We start from the raw sequence: 18,195 nt of genomic DNA on the forward strand, positions 1-18,195 counted from the left end.
TATGATGAAAAATTTATTAACCAAAACTCAAACTTGTATGATTTTTAAACTATGCAAAAGAATTTATACAGTACTGGTATTTTTAGTTGTATCTGCGATGTCTGCTCAAACGGTCACGGGTGTAATCAGTGACCAATACGGGGTGCCTTTACCAGGGGCAACTATAGTAGAGAAGGGTGCTTCCAATGGTGTAATAGCTGATTTTGATGGCAAATATGCTATCTCAAATCTTGGTGAAAATGCCATTCTGGTATTTAGCTATGTGGGTTATTCTGAAAAAGAAGTAATTGTAGGCGACGAAACAATCGTGAATGTATCACTGGTAGAAGAACTGAGCCAGTTAAAAGAAGTTGTAGTTATTGGTTATGGTACCCAACTTAAGGAACAAATTTCCGGCTCGGTAGCATCGGTTGGTGTAGAAGCCATCGAAAAAATACCCCAAGTGAGCATTGATCAGTTGATTCAGGGTAGGGCTGCCGGTGTAACGGTTACGAACAACAGTGGAAGACCAGGTGGAGCTGTTTCAGTAAGAATCCGAGGGGTAGGATCCATAAATGCATCATCAGAGCCATTATATATTATCGATGGAGTACCGGTTTCAGGGGATAATACCGGTGATAGTTCAGGTAATCTAGCTGGAATCAACCCAAACGATATCGCTTCTGTGGATGTGCTTAAGGATGCTTCGGCTACGGCCATATATGGTTCTCGAGGTTCCAACGGTGTTGTTATAATAACGACTAAAAAGGGTAATAGAAATAAAACCAAAATTAATTATAACAGCTATACAGCGATTCAGCAACCCACAAATCCCTTGCCCGTTTTAGAATTGCCAGAATACGCTGCACTTCAAAATGAGATGAGGAGGGTGTTTGGGCTATTTCCAATCAATGAATTTATACGACCTGACCGTCTCGGCAAAGGCACGAATTGGCAGAGCGAAATTTTTGATGAAGCACTGCTACAAAACCACCAATTATCTTTTTCAGGAGGCAATGACAGAACCCAATATTATATGTCACTTGGATATACAGATCAAGATGGCATCGTAAAGAGAACAGGTTTTAACAGAACCAGTCTCCGATTGAATTTAGATAGCCAGATAACAAATGAAATAAAAGTAGGACTACAGCTTACGGTAAATAGAACCAACGAAACCATTGTAAACAACGGTAATACCGAGGGGATAATTGCCCTTGCACTTAGAAGCAACCCTGCGAGAGCGGTGTTTAATCCTGATGGTTCCTATGCCGGTCCGGTAGCGGATGAGCTCAGCGTAGCTGTGCCAAATCCCGTTGCCATTCTCGACAATATCGATAACGATTTAAGAAAAGACCAATTTCTGGGTAACGTATATGCCGAAATAGAATTATTCAAAAACCTTAAGCTAAGAAGTGAATTTGGCGGAAATTTTGGTTATAACAAGAGAAGTGAATTTCGCAAGGCATTCTCTTATGGTGTTGTATCTTTTGACAACCCAAGTTTGACCAAGGTAAATAGTAACAATGATTTTTGGATTGTAAAAAACCTGCTGACCTATTCCAATGTTTTTGGAGGAAAACACAATGTTACATTCTTGGTCGGTCATGAAGCCCAAGAATCATCGTTCAATGGGATAACAACAATTGGTGAAGGTTTCTTGGACAATAATCAGCCTACGTTGAACAATGCCAGTGCCGATACCCACAGAATTGATGAATTCAAAGGAAGTAATTCGTTGGAATCTTATTTTAGCCGATGGATCTATTCCTTCGATAATAAGTATAGCATTACCGCTTCTTTAAGGGCAGACGGGTCTTCAAGATTCGCCGAAGGCAACAAATGGGGATACTTCCCTTCCGTTTCCGCAGCATGGAGATTATCCAATGAACCTTTCATGAAAAATTTCAATGCCATTAAAAACATCAAGTTTTTTGGCGGATATGGGGAAGTAGGCAATCAAGAAATAAGCAATAATGCCTATTTGGCACTGTTGAGAACAAATAATACAGATTTGGGCAGTGCATTCTCTGTGGTTAATATTCCAAATCCCGATGTGCAATGGGAGACTTCAAAACAGGTAAACCTTGGTTTAGATTTTTCCTTATTTGATAGCCACTTGAACACAACAATCGAAGTTTATAGAAAAATAAACAGCGATTTCCTGTTCCAGTTAAACCTTACCGATTTTGTTCTTGGAGGCAGAGGCCCCGGTTCCATTAGGCCACCGTGGGTCAATTTAGGTGAAATGGAGAACAAGGGTATTGATGTTACATTAAATTTTGACACCTTGAATTTTGGAGATTTTTCCTGGAATTCCACATTAACCGTTTCGCATTATCGAAACAAGGTACTTGAGCTAGTTGATGGACTTACCATCAATGGGCAGGTCAGCTTAGAGGATGTGGGGCAAGTATTGACAGAAACTGCGATTGGAGAACCAATAGGCGTTTTCTATGGCTATAAAACTGCCGGTCTGTTCAGAAATACGAATGACTTAGCCAATGCGCCCACACAATTCGGACAACCTGTAGGAGACGCCAGTGTTCAGGGAAGAACGTGGCTTGGCGATATCAGGTTTGAAGACGTAAACGGAGATGGTGAGATCACAGGAGAAGATAGAACGGTGATTGGTAGTCCCCATCCCGATTTTACCTTCGGATGGCAAAACAACTTTAACTATAAAGGATTTAATCTAGGTGTTTTTCTTCAAGGTTCCTACGGGAATGAGATTTTTAATGGTTTGGGTAGGTCCTTAACAGGAGGAAACTTTGTTTTTAGAAACCAATTGGAATCCGTCGTAGATTATTGGAACCCGAAAAACCCTGACACCGCAGTCCAGCCCAGATATACAGGGAATGCTACCCCCAATGTATTCATCTCAGATAGATACATTGAGGATGGCTCTTATCTAAGGATTCAAAATGTACGGCTAGGATACAGTATTCCTGCAAAATTTTTGGACAAAATTGGGTTCAGCAAATTAAACATCTATGGGTCCATACAAAACCTGTACACATTTACCAATTATTCAGGGTATGACCCAGAAGTAGGATCGCTTAATCAAAACTCGTTGCTTGCTGGTGTAGATAATGGAAGGTTTCCCCTTCCCAGAACATTCACTCTTGGAATTGACATTGACTTTTAAAAACAATATTCGCTATAATTATGAAGAAAACATTTAACATTACTAGATTGGTATTGGTAGTATTGTTGACGCTACCGATTTTGATTTCATGCAGTAAAGAATTTTTGGATCGCCCACCTGAAGATTCGCCTAATTCAGCAAATTTTTATAGAACTGCCGAACAAATACAAGGCGCCACTAATATTTTATACAGTGTGCCTTGGTACCTTTTTATTTCTGAAGTATCATGGACTATCGGTGATTTGTCAGCCGGCACTGCCAGAACTTGGGACCCAAGAAACCAAGAGTTCGATTTGTTTGGGGTAACTGGTGAACATAATACTTTGGGTAAAACCTGGAATTCATTGTTTGCCGTCATTGCACATGCAAACTCCATTATAAATGCGGTGCCCGACAATGCAAATGCCGATGTGCCACAGTCTGTAATAGACAATGCTCTTGGGGAGGCAAGAGCAATGAGGGGCATAGCCTATTTTTATTTGGTAAGGATTTTCGGTTCCGTACCACTGATAGAAAACAATTTGGAGCTTGTTGACCAAAATTATATTCCAAGGCACTTGGTAGACGATGTCTATACCTTCATAAAGAACGATTTAAACTTTGCCGCCGATAAGATTAACCATACCAAGGCCTCTGCACCAGGAAGAATTTCCAGCAACGGGGCAAAGTCCATGTTGGCCAGGGTACACTTAAAGTTAGGGGAATATGATGAAGCCTATCGATTAAGTTCCCAAGTAATAGCGTCGGGAGAATTTAGACTTCTAGGGGGCACTGCAGAAGATGGCATTGCTGGTAGCTACAACGATTTGTTTCTAACAGCGAATGATAATAATCCTGAGAGCATTATTGCCACGCAATGGACAGGAAGTGGAAAATTTGCGGAAGGAAATAGTCTGCAAAGCTTTTTTGCGCTTCCTGGAATTACGGGGTCCAATGACGGTTGGTCATCCATTGGCCCATCATTGGATCTGCAAGATTCGTACGAAGACAAAGAAATGGATCAAAGATACAAAGCGACCATAATGGATCCAAATTCATTCTACCCAGACTTAAATGGAGGTTATACTGCTCCAGGGCCCAATGGTTGTAACGCACAGAGTACAAATGTTGCGGTCAAAAAATATGTTATTGGCACACCGGCAACAAATGGAGGAGGGACCACTGGTAGTTATCCAAACAACGTTTACTTGCTTCGTTATGCTGAAGTTCTGTTGACCCACGCAGAATCCATTATCAGGGGCAATGTGGGATCTTTGGTGGAGGCGGAGATCTCAATAAATAAGATAAGAAATCGTGCAGGCTTACCTTCGATCAGCAACCCAACTTTTGAAGATCTTTTTCAAGAAAGAAAAATAGAGTTCGCCCTAGAGGCGTATCACTGGTACGATGCCATACGAAGAGATGATGTCTTGGAGTACCTGTCAACAAGACAGCGAGGTTGGTTCAACGACACGGAGAGAGGAGCTATTAATGGTATAGGAAATCGGTTTGTGACAGTTACGGCAGACAAACTGTTGTTCCCTTACCCCACCAACGAAACATTGAACAACCCAGCTTTGTTAGATCCGCCAGTACCCTATTTCAATTAAAAATAAAACAAAAATGAAAAGAAACATTTCACATAAAGCAAACTTTGAATATATACTGATCATATTGGCAATGATTGCCATTGTAGGGTGCAGTAATGAATTCAATACAAATAACTTAGACACAGGAAACATGGAAGCGCCTATAATTACAGGTGTTACCGATTTGATAGAGGACAGTCCTGTTCAAGCCGGTGTTTTGGGAAGTACGTACTATATCAAAGGTGCCAACCTCTTAAGTACAACCTCTATAAAATATAATGGCTTTGAAAGTAATTTTAACCGCTCGTTCGTAACTGAAAATGAAATAATTTCACAAGTTCCTTTAGATGCACCCTTCCTAGGTACTTCAAATAAGTTGACGGTTGAAACTTCTCATGGTGTAGCGGAGTACGACTTTTTGCTTTTTACAATCGATGAGTTTACCGAAGAAGTTGTTGAAGGCACGAATGCCGTTGTCATTACTGGGGGTGATTTCACTGATGTCGATGAGGTTTCGTTCGTTTCAGGCTCTAAAGAAGATGGGAATCTAGTGGAGAGGGAAGCCCGTATTATAGAAGTCACGCCGACCACCCTTACTGTTGAAGTGCCAGAAGGAGTTACTAGTGCCTTCATTTTTGTTAATGTGAACGGTGCATTTGCCAGATCAAAGCCTTACGGATTTAACTATGCTGTTTTTACAGATGAGATTATAAATGATTGGGAACTTGGAGGATGGGATGGCACCCAAGAGCCCTCTAATGAAGTAGCACTTGGTTCAACCTCCATTAGAAGGGAAAGTGGCCCATGGGCTGGTCTCACCTTTACGGCAACTGCAGCCACATCAGATTTGGTTATTGCAGATCACAGTAGCATTAACCTCCAGATATATCCCGCAAATGATATCACGACCAAACTAGCTTGTGGGCTTAACGACTTTGATGCCATTGTTAGTTTCGATCTTGTACCCCATGAATGGAACAGTATAAGTATACCATTGACGGACTTTTATCCCGAGGGTACAGGTCCTGAGACCATTACAAGAATCGATTTCCAAATATTCAGGGGAGAAGAAGGTCCTTACTTATTCTATCTAGACCAATTCGGATTTATAGAATAAGATGTCCCATAAACTTCAAATAACAACATTATGACATTTATTAGACAAAATATAACCATTAACCTTGCAATAGCTTCCCTGACATTTTTCTCATTACTGTCTTGTGAAGAAGATGATGATTTATTCCCACAGTCGGATACGCCAGACCAAAGCATTACTGAGATTTTGGCGAGCACGCCTGAAGCATCAACCATATTGGAAGCTTTGAAAGAATTTGAATTGGACGAAACGTTGGCGAACAGTACTACGTTTACCTTATTCGCACCGACAAATAACGCCTTTAATGAGGTAGATTTGGCTGCATTATCGGCTTTGGAACGTGAAAACATCATACTTAATCATGTATGGGAAACTAAAACCGCAGATGTGTCTTCAAACCTGGAAACAGGATATCGGACGACTATGGCCGCAGATACGAATGGTAACAACCTAAGTTTTTTTGTAGATACATCCTCAGATTTAAAATTCAATGGCGTAGCCTCACCTGTCCAGGGCAAATTTGATTTAGGTGGTACAAACGGTGTAGTTCATATGGTAGATAATTTGTTGCTTCCCCCAGGTGTAGTTGAGCATGTAGCGGCAAACCCCAATTATTCCACATTGGCTGAAGCCTTATCACAAGCAGAGTTGATTGAAGTATTACAAGGTGATGGTCCATTTACAATTTTTGCGCCCAGTAATGCCGCTTTTGAAATGCTTATGATTCAGTTGGATGCCGCTTTTGGATGGTCTTCATTGGCGGATGTTCCCGATGATGTTTTGGTCCAAGTGTTATTGTACCAAGTTATTGTCGGTTCTAATTTGAGTTCGAGAAAAGTGGATGGACAAAGTCTGGAGTCGGCTCAAGGGGAATTTTTTTCCGTAATGGGAACAACAATAGATGATGCTTCCCACACCAATGCCGAAATCAATTTAACCGATGTTCAAGGAATCAATGGAATCGTTCATGGCACCGACAAAGTATTGTTGCCAGATGCAATATTTCAACAAGTTTTAGGAGCCACATTGGATATACCATCACGATTGGAGGACAAAGGGCTCACTTCTTTAAAGGCATCCATTGAATTGACAGGTCTTTCGGAAAGTGCGATTACCGATAATTTAACGGTTTTTGCGCCCAATAATGATGCATTTGTGGCATTATTTGCAGCAATTGGTAATTTTAGCTCTCTAGATGATTTTGACACTCCCGAAGAGATAGATACGCTCAAAAAGTTGTTGGAATACCATCTCTACGCTGGACCTTTATTGGAATCCCAATTGACAGATGGTAGTTCTGTGAGTACTGTGCTAGGCGATTCTTTCGACGTTAATAATACGGATGCAATCAGGTTGCAACCATCATACGCAGAAGCGACGCCTTCTTTGGTATTGAATACCGACATAGCTGCTTCGAATGGTGTGATACACGAAATAAATAGGGTTTTGATTCCAAACGAATTACTTGAAGCATTGGGCATCTCTACAGGTTGTGATGGTACGCATCCAGTCACGGATCCAGATTTGGTCTTCTTCGATTGGGACAACAAAGGGCCTTGGTGGGGCGATGTGCAGGCAGAGAACGATCCTGTTATTTCCTTGGATGGTACCAGTTACGGTAGAGCCAATTTCCAGACCGGAAGTACAGATTTTCGAGCGTTGTTTTTTCGAAACGGTTCGACCCTGGATGGACAAAACGTAGTGGCTGATAATATCGATGATTATGTGCTCAAATTCGATATCAACATTATTGAACCTATTCCGGCAGGCACGTTTAAAATACGCTTTAGGGATGCCGATGGGGTGGATGCCTTTTATGATTGGCAACCATGGGTCGATTCCGGACAACCCTTTGGAACCAATGGATGGGAGACCATAGAAATTCCCTTGTCGGCTTTGGGCGTACCCGATTTTAGTCTAGTAGACTCCGATTTCGGGATGGCGTTCCAGAACGCTGATGTCCTGTTGAACTTCGCCATGGATAATGTGAGGTTTGATGTTCCAGGTTATGAGTGTGGAGGACCTGACGAAGTGGACGATCCAGATTTGGTCTTCTTCGATTGGGACAACAAAGGGCCTTGGTGGGGCGATGTGCAGGCAGAGAACGACCCTGTCATCTCATTGGATGGTACCAGTTACGGTAGAGCCAATTTCCAGACCGGAAATACAGATTTCCGAGCGTTGTTTTTTCGAAACGGTTCGACCTTGGATGGACAAAACGTAGTGGCTGATAATATCGATGATTATGTGCTCAAATTCGATATCAACATTATTGAACCTATTCCGGCAGGCACGTTTAAAATACGCTTTAGGGATGCCGATGGGGTGGATGCCTTTTATGATTGGCAACCATGGGTCGATTCCGGACAACCCTTTGGAACCAATGGATGGGAGACCATAGAAATTCCCTTGTCGGCTTTGGGCGTACCCGATTTTAGTCTTGTAGACTCCGATTTCGGGATGGCGTTCCAGAACGCTGATGTCCTGTTGAACTTCGCTATGGATAACGTGAGGTTCGAAGAAAAATAGCAGTCGGTTTGTTGGCTTTTGTTATAATAAGTCCCTATAAAGTGTTGCCTATTAGGGGTAGATAAAAATTAAAATATGAAAATCATATATCAATATTTCCCATTGTTTTTGTTTTTAGCATTTTTTTTAAATCCAGGTTGTTCTTCCTCTGAAGCCAATGATAAGAAGACGGAAGAAATCGCACAAAAGGATAATTCTTCTGAAGATGGGGAACCAGAAAACAAGGAAAACGATGAAAATGAAAATAACCTTTCTTATGAATCAGCAGTAGTAGAGTACGGACAACTATCTGTCAACAAGAACAAAATGGTTGACAAAAATGGCACCCCGGTTCAGCTCAGGGGGATGTCATTTTATTGGAGCCAATGGGTTGGAAAATACTATACCGCCGAAACGGTCAAATGGTTAAAAGACGATTGGCAATGTAATGTTATTAGGGCCGCTTTGGCGGTTGAGCATGGAGGTTATTTAGCAAATCCAGAGGTTGAGAAACAAAAAATAGTCACAGTGATAGATTCTGCTTTAGAACACGGTTTGTATGTCATTATTGACTGGCACGACCACAATGCTGAAAACCATTCAGACGAGGCGATTGCCTTTTTTGGCGAAATGGCTCAAAAATATGGACATTACCCCAATGTCATTTATGAAACATATAATGAGCCTTTAAAGCTTTCTTGGTCAAACGTATTAAAACCATATCATGACGCAGTAATCGCCGAGATTCGGAAGTATGATCCTGACAACCTCATTATTTGTGGCACGCCTAATTGGTCCCAAGATGTGGACGATGTTATTTTTTCTAAAATAGACGACCCGAATGTTATGTACACCTTGCACTATTATGCAGCTACCCATAAGAAGGCACTCCGTGATAAGGCATTGGTGGCAATTAACAACGATATTCCATTGTTTGTGACCGAATATGGTGTGTCAGAGGCTAATGGGGATGGTACGATCAATGCCGAAGAGGCAGAAATATGGTGGAACTTTTTGGATGAGCACGGCATTTCACATTTAAATTGGTCAATCGCTGATAAAGATGAGCTTTCAGCGGCATTAAAACCGGGGGCTAGCACTACTGGTGATTGGCCACTATCGGATTTGACTACTTCTGGAACCATGATAAGAAACGAAATACGAAATAAGAATAAAGCGTATTGAAAGTACTCTTTTTGATAATTGAAACACCGAATTTGGTCTTCGGTTGCTTCGAAGATTAATTAGTTGGTGGCTTTTTTTGGCTACAATACAGAAATTATATTAAATATCATTCGATGAGCCATACAAATAGCTCCCTTTAACACTAGTAATCAACGCGTAAAACCAAATCATGGGGTGATAATGGCAGAAACCAAAAAAGTATAACCTTAATAACCTCATTACTTGCAGGACAGTGAACTGGTTCCAAGTTGTGAAGGAGACTTTAAAATAAAAAAAACATGAAATCAGTAAGAAAAATTACAGTTTTGATACTTTTAGTTTTGCTCAATTCTTGTAGTAAAGATGACTCAATTAACCCGACCGATATCAAATCCAACGAAGCAAACTTGTTGAAATTGGATTTAGAACACGAGGGAAGGACGTACACCACTTCCATAAGTGGAACGAATATAACGCTTTCAGGTGCCTTACCCTACTCAACGGTAGAAGTAAGCATCAAAACCTTAGCTATATCCGATAAAGCTACCGCAAACAGAAGCACTGGAGACAATCTACAAGTAAGTGATGGTCCTATTTCAATTGAAGTAACAGCGGAAGATGGAACAAAAAAATCCTTTAGCTTAAACTTAGAGGTCGCGTCTGTATCAAACAGCGCCAATCTGCTAGGTTTGGAACTAGAATCAAATGGCACAGTTTATACAACTGTGATAAACGGAACAGACATAACCCTTTCAAACTATTTGCCGAACAATACGATAGAGGTAGTTGTAAAAACAATTGAATTTTCATCTTTCGCCACATCAAACATAAGCAAGGGACAGGTTCTACAGATAAGTCAAAGCCCCATATCTTTTGAGATTACAGCACAAGACGGAATGACTCAAAAAACATATTTGCTTAACCTTCAGACTCAAAATTGCCTCCAGTTGCCTTTTGGAGTAAATCTAGCGGGGGCAGAATTTGGGAATAATTTTCCAGGTACATATAATACCGATTACACTTATCCCACTGTTGAAGAACTTGATTATTTCAATTCCAAAGGATTAAAACTTATGCGATTGCCTTTTAGATGGGAAAGAGTCCAACCCGTTTTGGGAGGTGATTTAAACAGTGAAGAACTGGGAAGAATCGAAAATTTTCTTCAATTGGCAAAAAACAGGAATATGTTCGTCATTCTTGACTTGCACAATTACGGAAGATATAACATAAACGGCACTGATCACATTATTGGTTCTGCAAATGTAACAACAGGTCATATTAAGGATTTATGGAGCAAATTATCCTCTGCCCTGGCAGATCGGGATGAAATATGGGGATATGGAATTATGAACGAACCACATGATATGCTTTCGTCCACGCCTTGGTTTAATATTGCCCAAAATATTATTACTGGTATAAGAGACCACGACATCAATACCAGAATAATTGTTGGTGGAGATAGTTGGAGTTCCGCGGAGCGTTGGATGACCCGCAGTGATACATTAAAAGATTTGAAAGACCCTTCAAACAATCTTGTCTTTGAAGCCCATGTTTATTTTGACAATGACGCTTCCGGAAAATATGACAGTTCTTACGACGGCGAGGGAGCAAACCCAAATATTGGGGTGGACAGGGTAAAACCATTTATCGAGTGGCTACGGACCAATAAATTAAAAGGGTTCATCGGTGAATATGGTGTTCCATCAAACGATGATAGATGGTTGGCCGCATTGGATAATTTTTTAGAATATCTAAAACAGAATTGTGTTAACGGAACATATTGGGCCGCAGGGCCTTGGTGGGGAGACTATATTTTATCCATTGAGCCAGAAAATGGCATGGACAAACCTCAAATGGCCATTGTTGAAAAACATGTTACAACAAACTAAACGCAAGGCGTTGGTGGCCATTAACGAATACATCTTATTGTTCGTGACCGAACAATAAGATGTATTCGGAGTTCGGAGGGAGATGGAGCAATAGAAAAAAAAACGAAGAATAAGAATATTGGAAGAAATATTTTCATTGTTGGAAAAAAATGTATGAGGTAATTAAAGATTTTGGTTTTTATCATTTTACTTTCAGAAAAAGCATCTTGGGTTACCGATGCTATTTGGGACACTTACGGTGGGGTAATGGCTGGCGGAAATTAGCAAACCGCATCATGTTGAAATAGCTAAATAATTGTTTAAGAAAATATGAAAACAATCAATAAGAATATTGGCAATTACAATTCTGTTGGTCCAGATTTTAATACAAAGTATTGGAAATTAAAGCAATTCGATTTGATCAGTAAATTGAGCAAAGATGAATTTGATTGTATGGCACAAGCTATAGAGCATAGGCATTTCAAAAAGGGTCAAGATTTTTTAATTAAAGGCAGAAAGAGATTTGCCAGTAATATATATTTTATTAAAAATGGGGCAGTAAAAGTTACGTGTTATTTGAAAAATGGGGCCGAAGTCATAAAGAACCTTTATAATGAAGGCGAAATTTTGGGGATATTAAATCTTTTTGAAAATGATGGTCGCGAAGATTATATAACGGCATTGGATGACACCTATGTCTGTATTTTAGATGTTCGCATTTTTAAGGGTTTAATGGATAACAACAAATCACTAAATGACTATGTTTTTAAGTTGATAAATAAAAGAGTGAAAAAAATAGAAAGCAATTTTTCTTTTTTGGTGAACAAAAACGCAACTGAGAGGATAGAAAATTTTCTTTTTGGTTACATGCAAGATTTTGGTGAAGAAAGAGATGGATTTATTTATTCTAAAAATATGCTTTCTAACAAGGACATTGCATTGATTACGTTTACATCTAGACAGACGGTAAATAAAGTTATGAATAACTTAAAAAGGGAAAGTATAATTTGTTTCAACCGTGGTGAATTATGGATGCCAAAACCAGGAGCCACTTCAAAGAAATAGTTCTGTGATGTTGATTATTGCACTTTGAGCACTATGGCATGAGGGCTTTCTATTGTTAGCTAAGCTGGACATTAAGTTGTGAGACTCCCCCGAACTCCCTCTTTTTAACATCATAAATATTGGTTTTTATTAGAAAGCTAATCCAAAGGATTTAGGAAATGACTATGAAATAACCCTATTTTAACATTTATTTGCCACAAGTCTCATATCCTCACACAATTTTTTATCCATGACCTTAGCATAAATCTGAGTTGTTTTCAGGGAAGAGTACCCCCCCCCCTAATATCATACTTATTGATTCAAAGGGAATTTCGTTAGCTTGTAGACTTGACCAACTTCGTAGATAGATACCACAAAATTTTTGCTTTTACAGAAACAGAACCGCAAAATTCCGTGAACAATAATCCTGACTTTTAGACAGATACCATTTTATCAGGCATTGCCGAAGGAGGTGAAGATATTAATATTGTATGGGCCTTGTCATGGTTCAATAACCCTTTTCGAAGGTTTGCTTTGTTAGACATAAAGATATTTTTTTTAACCCGCTTTAGATCGGGTCAATATTATACAGAACGACCAGCTAAACTCAGTTCGGTGATTTCTACGGAAACATAGCAAAATCCCTTCAACAATGATATGCGAAACGTGCTTCCATCTTATCGCATGTCATTGTTCTACTGGGAGTCCGCGCAGTCCGACGTTCCACTGGTGGATTTTGTGGTATTGGGAGTATAAGTCATCGGACCAAATTGACTTTTAGCAAATGTTATGGCACGTTGGCCGCTTGAGCGGACGGCTGAGAGCTGTTTGTGGTCAATAGGATTGTGTAGTTTGGTTTAACAGGTCGTTGGGGCACATTTCTTTTGGGGCGTGAGTGCGCCAGCAAGTAGCAACACATGTCAGCTTTTCGCTGAATGTGCTATCAGTGGTCAGTGTCTGTGACGTAGCTGTGTTTAGCGACTATGAACATCATGCACATTGTTAGATACAGCATTATTCGAATAAATCCACTCCAATAATATTCCGATTATCTTTCAACTTCTCATAAACATATGCGGCACAAACTATGTCCTGTATGGCTGTTCCAGTAGAATCATAAATAGTGATTTCATCCTTTGATGACCTTCCTTTGATTTTACCAATAACCAGTTCTCCTAATTCTCCGTGAATATCAGTTTCAGCTATAAGTCCTTTCTTTATTGCGTGTTGTGCTTCACCAACTTTAACGATTTGTCGATGTATATCTCCCACTATTTTCGCATTTGTAAAAATGGTAGGTTCCAATTCATTCTTACCAGGGCTATCTGCTCCTATTGCTGCTATAAATGTTCCCTTTTGTATCCATTCTTTTTTAACCAAGAAATAAGTAGAAGGTGTACAGGTAATGATAGTGTTTGCCTCCATACATGCCTGTTCAATATCTGTATGTGTTACAGGAGCTTCATACAGACCATCCATTTTTTTAGCAAACAAATTAGCTTTGTTGCTATCTCTACCACTTATTGTAATTGATTCTATATTGCATACACAATTCAATGCCTCAATTTGAGCTTCTGCCTGATTGCCATAACCAATAACGCTTAGCCTAATGCTGTCTTTTGGAGCTAGATGTTTTGCTGCTACAGCCGTTGCTGCAGCCGTTCTCATTTTAGAAATTAGAGAAGATTCAAAAATAGCCAATGGATAAGCATTTTTAGCATCCGATAAGTAGATGACACCTAAAATGTTTGGTAAGTCAAATTTACTTTTATTATTGAAAAAACCGCCATTGGCTTTCAAGCCATAATATGATCTTTCACCCAATAAACCACCTGTTTTTATGTGGTATTCTCCATTGGGTGCATCTGCATGCAATAGATTGGTTTCTATAGATTTGCCCTCGGCATGTAACCTGTGTCCCATTTCTACTGCATCAATGTAATCTTCCATAGTCATCAAAGATCCAAACGCGGAACGGTTAAATATCAAGGTCTTTCTTGTACTCATAATCTGTCTATTTTTATGTTATCTGTGGTAAGGTAAGATTTCGTTAAATTGGCAGTCATGCAAGAATGTACCGGAAGTATAACAAGGTAATCACCCACTTTATAATTTCCTATTAAAGATTCTGGAACATGAATGGTGCCATGCTCTTGAGATAATTTGCTAACATACAAATCGGGAATAGTATTGCTCCAATTTAACCCTTGATGATAAACAACTTTTCCATAAATAGTTCCACATTTCTCGTCAAGCAAATTCTCTTTAGAAAAATGGACACCGCCACCATAAATGATTAATTTTTTGTCATGGACAGCTACAATGGGGCAAGCTAAAGCCACCGCTATTTCATCCATACTATTAGAACCAATTTGTTCCTGAGTGAGGTCATAAAACACAAAATTTCCGGGTCTTATTTCATCTACTCCTTCAAAATTTTCGGCAACACTGCAGCTTGGCGTATCCCCAAGAGATATTATTGCATTGGGGAAATTATGAAAATATTGGTTTTTAAGTTCAACCATTATCTTTTTGCTTGCCTCGTGAATTGCAAGAACTTCTGAAGTATTTCTACAGTCGTAAGTATGCCCTGCATGTGCAAGAAAGCCTTTGAATGTAATGTTCTTGGTATTGGTCATTTCCTCCAATATTGATTTTATTAATTGTTCATTATCAGGAGTAATTCCCGTTCTGTGATAACCAACATCTATTTTTAGAAAAACACCAACGGGATAATTGAGTTGATTGCGCAAAAAAGTGAGCACATCCAAAGATTCCACTAATAGGTTTAAAGTGATGTTCGTGGCAATATTGTTGATACGGTCAATTTCCAAAATATTGACAGGAAAAGCTACGGTTATATCTTTCCAATAGGGAGAAAAATATTCTGCCATTTGCAAGGAAGAAACAGTAATTTTGTTGATTCCAAAATCTTTAAACCATTCGCCAATTTCGATGGATTGGTGCGTTTTGAAATGTGGTCTAAAAACTAAATTGTTATTCCTTGATTTTAGTATCAGTTTTTCAATGTTTCGCTTACATCTTTTTTCGTCAAGCAGTAGTGTTGGTGTTTTTATCATTTTTTGTTGTGTCTGATGGGCTTTATTTATGGCGGGTGAGGCGTTTCTCACAGGGGTCTATCGATTCGCCTCATTTGCTATAAATGTAGTCGATGGCTGTACCTTTTGTCCTTAAACTTGATTCAAATTTAGGAAAACTAAGGTTTGTTATGAGGTGGAATGTACATGGCCCATCGAAGGCGATAGGCAAAAGGGGAGCGCGCCGCGTACGTGAATCTGCGAAAAATAAATAATTTTTTGGTTCTTGAATCAGTCCATGAGGTTACTTGGAATTGTCGAATGATTCAACATCTATAAAATCCCGAAATTAGGGTTGATGAAAATTGAGTACTTTTAATCTGAAATATGTTCTTTTAAATTGGGATTACAATCGGGTGAGTAATTCGGTGCTTATTTCAAAACTAAAAATTATAACTTTTTGAATATCAAATAAATAGATTATAAGTTACGACCCTACCGTGGTCACAAAAACAGCAAAACGCCAAGTTTACTTGGCGTTTTTTTTTCGTACAGCCCCTAGCCAAATAATGTAATTTCTATCAATTCAGTTGAAAATGGATTGGAATGGTATACACTACTCGAACGGGTCTTCCATTAACTTTTCCCGGTGTCATTTGGGGTAGTTTACTTATAATTCGTTCTGCCTCTTCTTCCAAAACCTCGGCGGGTCCTTTCATCCGAATATCCGAAACCTTGCCAAATTCATCAATTTTGAACAATACACTAACCCTACCTTCTTGTCGAGTGGCGATAGCGCTATTGGGATACCTGAAATTTCTCTTGATATGCTTTTTCATCTTTTTTTGAAAACAGGCTAAGCGTTCTTCTTTGGAAACTCGTTCACAACCCGGAAAAACAGGGACTTCGGTAATCGCACCCATGGGTAATTCGCGAACCTCTTTAGGTTTTTCCTTTGTCGGGGGACCTCCAAGCCCTGCATTGGAAACAACAGGCTCCTTGGGCTCTTGAACGAATTCTTCTTTTCCCTCCTCGATTTTAAAGTCATCTTTTACCTCAGTGAACTTCTGGACCAACTTCTTTTTTAGCGGCTTTACTTCTTTCACAATTTCTTTTTCCACTTCAATCTTACTGAAATCGAGAAAGTACTCCGTCTCCGATATCTCTTCGATTTGGTTCATAGGTTCTACGTCTTTAAAAAATTCAAATGTGGCCTCGAATCCACCATATACCAGTGCTAAGGCAATAATCAGTCCGATTTGAAAATGAAGAAATCCGTTTTTTCGTAGATTTACATCTTGCTTGCTACGCCAATTGTAACAAGCAGGTTCGGTAGCTTTGTCAATTCTCCCATTGCCGTGGGATGAATCGACACGCGTTGTGTTTTGATTCATAATACAATTGATTTTGTTAGTATTATGTTAAAGCACAATAAGCATACCAAAAACCCAGCCATTGGCTGGGTTTTGTTTTGTAACCCATTGAAGATCAGTTGAAGCAGGGTAAAATCCCATTTTGAATAGGGATTTGGGTACTTTACTGCCGTTTTTGAGATAAAAAATTACGTATGTTTTCGAATGAAGTTTACTTAGAAGTACTTCATATGGTATTTGGGGGTGGGTATTGTGTCAACTTTTTTGACAGGTATATAAATGAAAAAACTCCGGTAATCAGCCGGAGTTTATTCATCAATCAAAAAACGAACAGTCATGATAAACTGTTGTAGGATTACAAATTACAACTTTCTTGCCAAAAAACAAATTTAAGGTTTGTTTAACTGTAATTTGTGCGGATAATCTTATGATTATCCCAAATAAGTCTTTAAAATTTTACTTCTAGAGGTGTGTTTCAACCTTCTAATAGCTTTTTCCTTTATCTGGCGAACACGCTCTCTTGTTAAGTCGAATGTTTCACCAATTTCTTCCAAAGTCATAGAATGTTGTCCGGCCAAACCGAAGTAAAGACGGATAACATCGGCTTCTCTTGGAGTTAAAGTTTCCAATGCGCGTTCAATTTCTGTACGCAATGATTCATGCAACAATTCTTTATCTGGATTTGGAGATTCCCCACTACGCAATACGTCATAAAGATTGGAATCTTCACCATCGATCAATGGTGCATCCATGGATACGTGTCGACCAGAATTTTTCAAGGATTGCTTAACATCTTCAACAGTCATGTCCAATTCCTTGGCAATTTCCTCAGCAGAAGGAACACGCTCATGTGCCTGCTCCAAGAAAGCAAAAGTCTTGTTGATCTTGTTGATGGAGCCAATCTTGTTCAATGGCAAACGAACAATACGGGATTGCTCGGCCAATGCCTGAAGAATGGACTGTCGAATCCACCAAACTGCGTATGAAATAAATTTAAATCCACGGGTCTCATCAAAACGTTGTGCCGCTTTGATCAATCCCAAGTTTCCCTCATTTATCAAATCAGGAAGGGTCAACCCTTGGTTTTGATACTGTTTTGCAACAGAAACCACGAATCTGAGGTTGGCTTTAGTTAATTTTTCCAAGGCTATCTGGTCTCCCGCCTTGATTCGCTGTGCCAATTCTACTTCTTCATCGGCTGTGATCAAGTCCACTTTACCGATTTCCTGTAAATATTTGTCCAACGAAGCGGTTTCCCTATTGGTAACCTGTTTTGTAATCTTTAACTGTCTCATGTATTCTTCCCTTCAAATTAAATTTGTGAACCGGAGCTCATTAAGTTATACGTAGGAAAATGCAAAAAGTTACATTTTGCTAAAATTTATTTGATTTTTTGTTGTAAAAAAGGC

At 39.4% G+C, this 18,195-nt stretch carries 11 protein-coding genes; 7 read left to right on the forward strand and 4 right to left on the reverse strand.

Annotated elements, in window-relative coordinates; genetic code table 11:
- The first annotated feature begins 37 nt into the window (after nt 1–37).
- From ACULLH_RS06370 to ACULLH_RS06400, 7 genes are all read left to right on the forward strand, one after another.
- Nucleotides 38–3,127: a SusC/RagA family TonB-linked outer membrane protein gene (locus tag ACULLH_RS06370; protein WP_454087886.1), complete on the forward strand. Its 3,090-nt coding sequence runs from the start codon at nt 38–40 to the stop codon at nt 3,125–3,127.
- A 20-nt stretch (nt 3,128–3,147) separates the two neighbouring features.
- Nucleotides 3,148–4,716: a RagB/SusD family nutrient uptake outer membrane protein gene (locus ACULLH_RS06375; protein ID WP_454087887.1), complete on the forward strand. Its 1,569-nt coding sequence runs from the start codon at nt 3,148–3,150 to the stop codon at nt 4,714–4,716.
- Nucleotides 4,717–4,729: 13 nt separating this feature from the next.
- Nucleotides 4,730–5,812 carry a hypothetical protein gene (locus ACULLH_RS06380; RefSeq protein ID WP_454087888.1) on the forward strand — a complete coding sequence of 361 codons (1,083 nt, stop codon included), beginning with the start codon at nt 4,730–4,732 and terminating at the stop codon, nt 5,810–5,812.
- A gap of 30 nt (nt 5,813–5,842) precedes the next feature.
- Nucleotides 5,843–8,320, forward strand: coding sequence for a glycan-binding surface protein (locus ACULLH_RS06385; protein WP_454087889.1), 2,478 nt, complete (start codon nt 5,843–5,845; stop codon nt 8,318–8,320).
- A 75-nt stretch (nt 8,321–8,395) separates the two neighbouring features.
- Nucleotides 8,396–9,484 carry a glycoside hydrolase family 5 protein gene (locus ACULLH_RS06390; protein WP_454087890.1) on the forward strand — a complete coding sequence of 363 codons (1,089 nt, stop codon included), beginning with the start codon at nt 8,396–8,398 and terminating at the stop codon, nt 9,482–9,484.
- Nucleotides 9,485–9,762: 278 nt separating this feature from the next.
- Nucleotides 9,763–11,352 (forward strand): glycoside hydrolase family 5 protein, encoded by a 1,590-nt coding sequence (locus ACULLH_RS06395; RefSeq protein ID WP_454087891.1) that lies wholly within the window; start codon nt 9,763–9,765, stop codon nt 11,350–11,352.
- A 309-nt stretch (nt 11,353–11,661) separates the two neighbouring features.
- Nucleotides 11,662–12,396 (forward strand): Crp/Fnr family transcriptional regulator, encoded by a 735-nt coding sequence (locus tag ACULLH_RS06400; protein WP_454087892.1) that lies wholly within the window; start codon nt 11,662–11,664, stop codon nt 12,394–12,396.
- A gap of 993 nt (nt 12,397–13,389) precedes the next feature.
- Here ACULLH_RS06400 and ACULLH_RS06405 read toward each other — a convergent pair.
- From ACULLH_RS06405 to ACULLH_RS06420, 4 genes are all read right to left on the reverse strand, one after another.
- Complete coding sequence (locus ACULLH_RS06405; protein WP_454087893.1) at nt 13,390–14,382, reverse strand: ornithine cyclodeaminase family protein; 993 nt, start codon at nt 14,380–14,382, stop codon at nt 13,390–13,392.
- Nucleotides 14,379–15,455, reverse strand: coding sequence for an alanine racemase (locus ACULLH_RS06410; protein ID WP_454087894.1), 1,077 nt, complete (start codon nt 15,453–15,455; stop codon nt 14,379–14,381). Before ACULLH_RS06410 ends, ACULLH_RS06405 begins: the two co-directional genes overlap by 4 nt.
- A gap of 539 nt (nt 15,456–15,994) precedes the next feature.
- Nucleotides 15,995–16,807: an energy transducer TonB gene (locus tag ACULLH_RS06415; protein WP_454087895.1), complete on the reverse strand. Its 813-nt coding sequence runs from the start codon at nt 16,805–16,807 to the stop codon at nt 15,995–15,997.
- A 410-nt stretch (nt 16,808–17,217) separates the two neighbouring features.
- Entirely contained in the window at nt 17,218–18,081 is an 864-nt protein-coding gene (locus ACULLH_RS06420; protein WP_073180565.1) for a sigma-70 family RNA polymerase sigma factor, read from the reverse strand.
- Nucleotides 18,082–18,195: the final 114 nt, after the last annotated feature.

Source organism: Flagellimonas sp. 2504JD4-2 (assembly GCF_053642935.1).

What these genes read in the sequence shown, in the direction of transcription:
- ACULLH_RS06370 (WP_454087886.1), top strand. Translation starts at nt 38, where the DNA reads ATGATTTTTAAACTATGCAAAAGAATTTATACAGTACTGGTATTTTTA.
- ACULLH_RS06375 (WP_454087887.1), top strand. Translation starts at nt 3,148, where the DNA reads ATGAAGAAAACATTTAACATTACTAGATTGGTATTGGTAGTATTGTTG.
- ACULLH_RS06380 (WP_454087888.1), top strand. Translation starts at nt 4,730, where the DNA reads ATGAAAAGAAACATTTCACATAAAGCAAACTTTGAATATATACTGATC.
- ACULLH_RS06385 (WP_454087889.1), top strand. Translation starts at nt 5,843, where the DNA reads ATGACATTTATTAGACAAAATATAACCATTAACCTTGCAATAGCTTCC.
- ACULLH_RS06390 (WP_454087890.1), top strand. Translation starts at nt 8,396, where the DNA reads ATGAAAATCATATATCAATATTTCCCATTGTTTTTGTTTTTAGCATTT.
- ACULLH_RS06395 (WP_454087891.1), top strand. Translation starts at nt 9,763, where the DNA reads ATGAAATCAGTAAGAAAAATTACAGTTTTGATACTTTTAGTTTTGCTC.
- ACULLH_RS06400 (WP_454087892.1), top strand. Translation starts at nt 11,662, where the DNA reads ATGAAAACAATCAATAAGAATATTGGCAATTACAATTCTGTTGGTCCA.
- ACULLH_RS06405 (WP_454087893.1), bottom strand. Translation starts at nt 14,382, where the DNA reads ATGAGTACAAGAAAGACCTTGATATTTAACCGTTCCGCGTTTGGATCT.
- ACULLH_RS06410 (WP_454087894.1), bottom strand. Translation starts at nt 15,455, where the DNA reads ATGATAAAAACACCAACACTACTGCTTGACGAAAAAAGATGTAAGCGA.
- ACULLH_RS06415 (WP_454087895.1), bottom strand. Translation starts at nt 16,807, where the DNA reads ATGAATCAAAACACAACGCGTGTCGATTCATCCCACGGCAATGGGAGA.
- ACULLH_RS06420 (WP_073180565.1), bottom strand. Translation starts at nt 18,081, where the DNA reads ATGAGACAGTTAAAGATTACAAAACAGGTTACCAATAGGGAAACCGCT.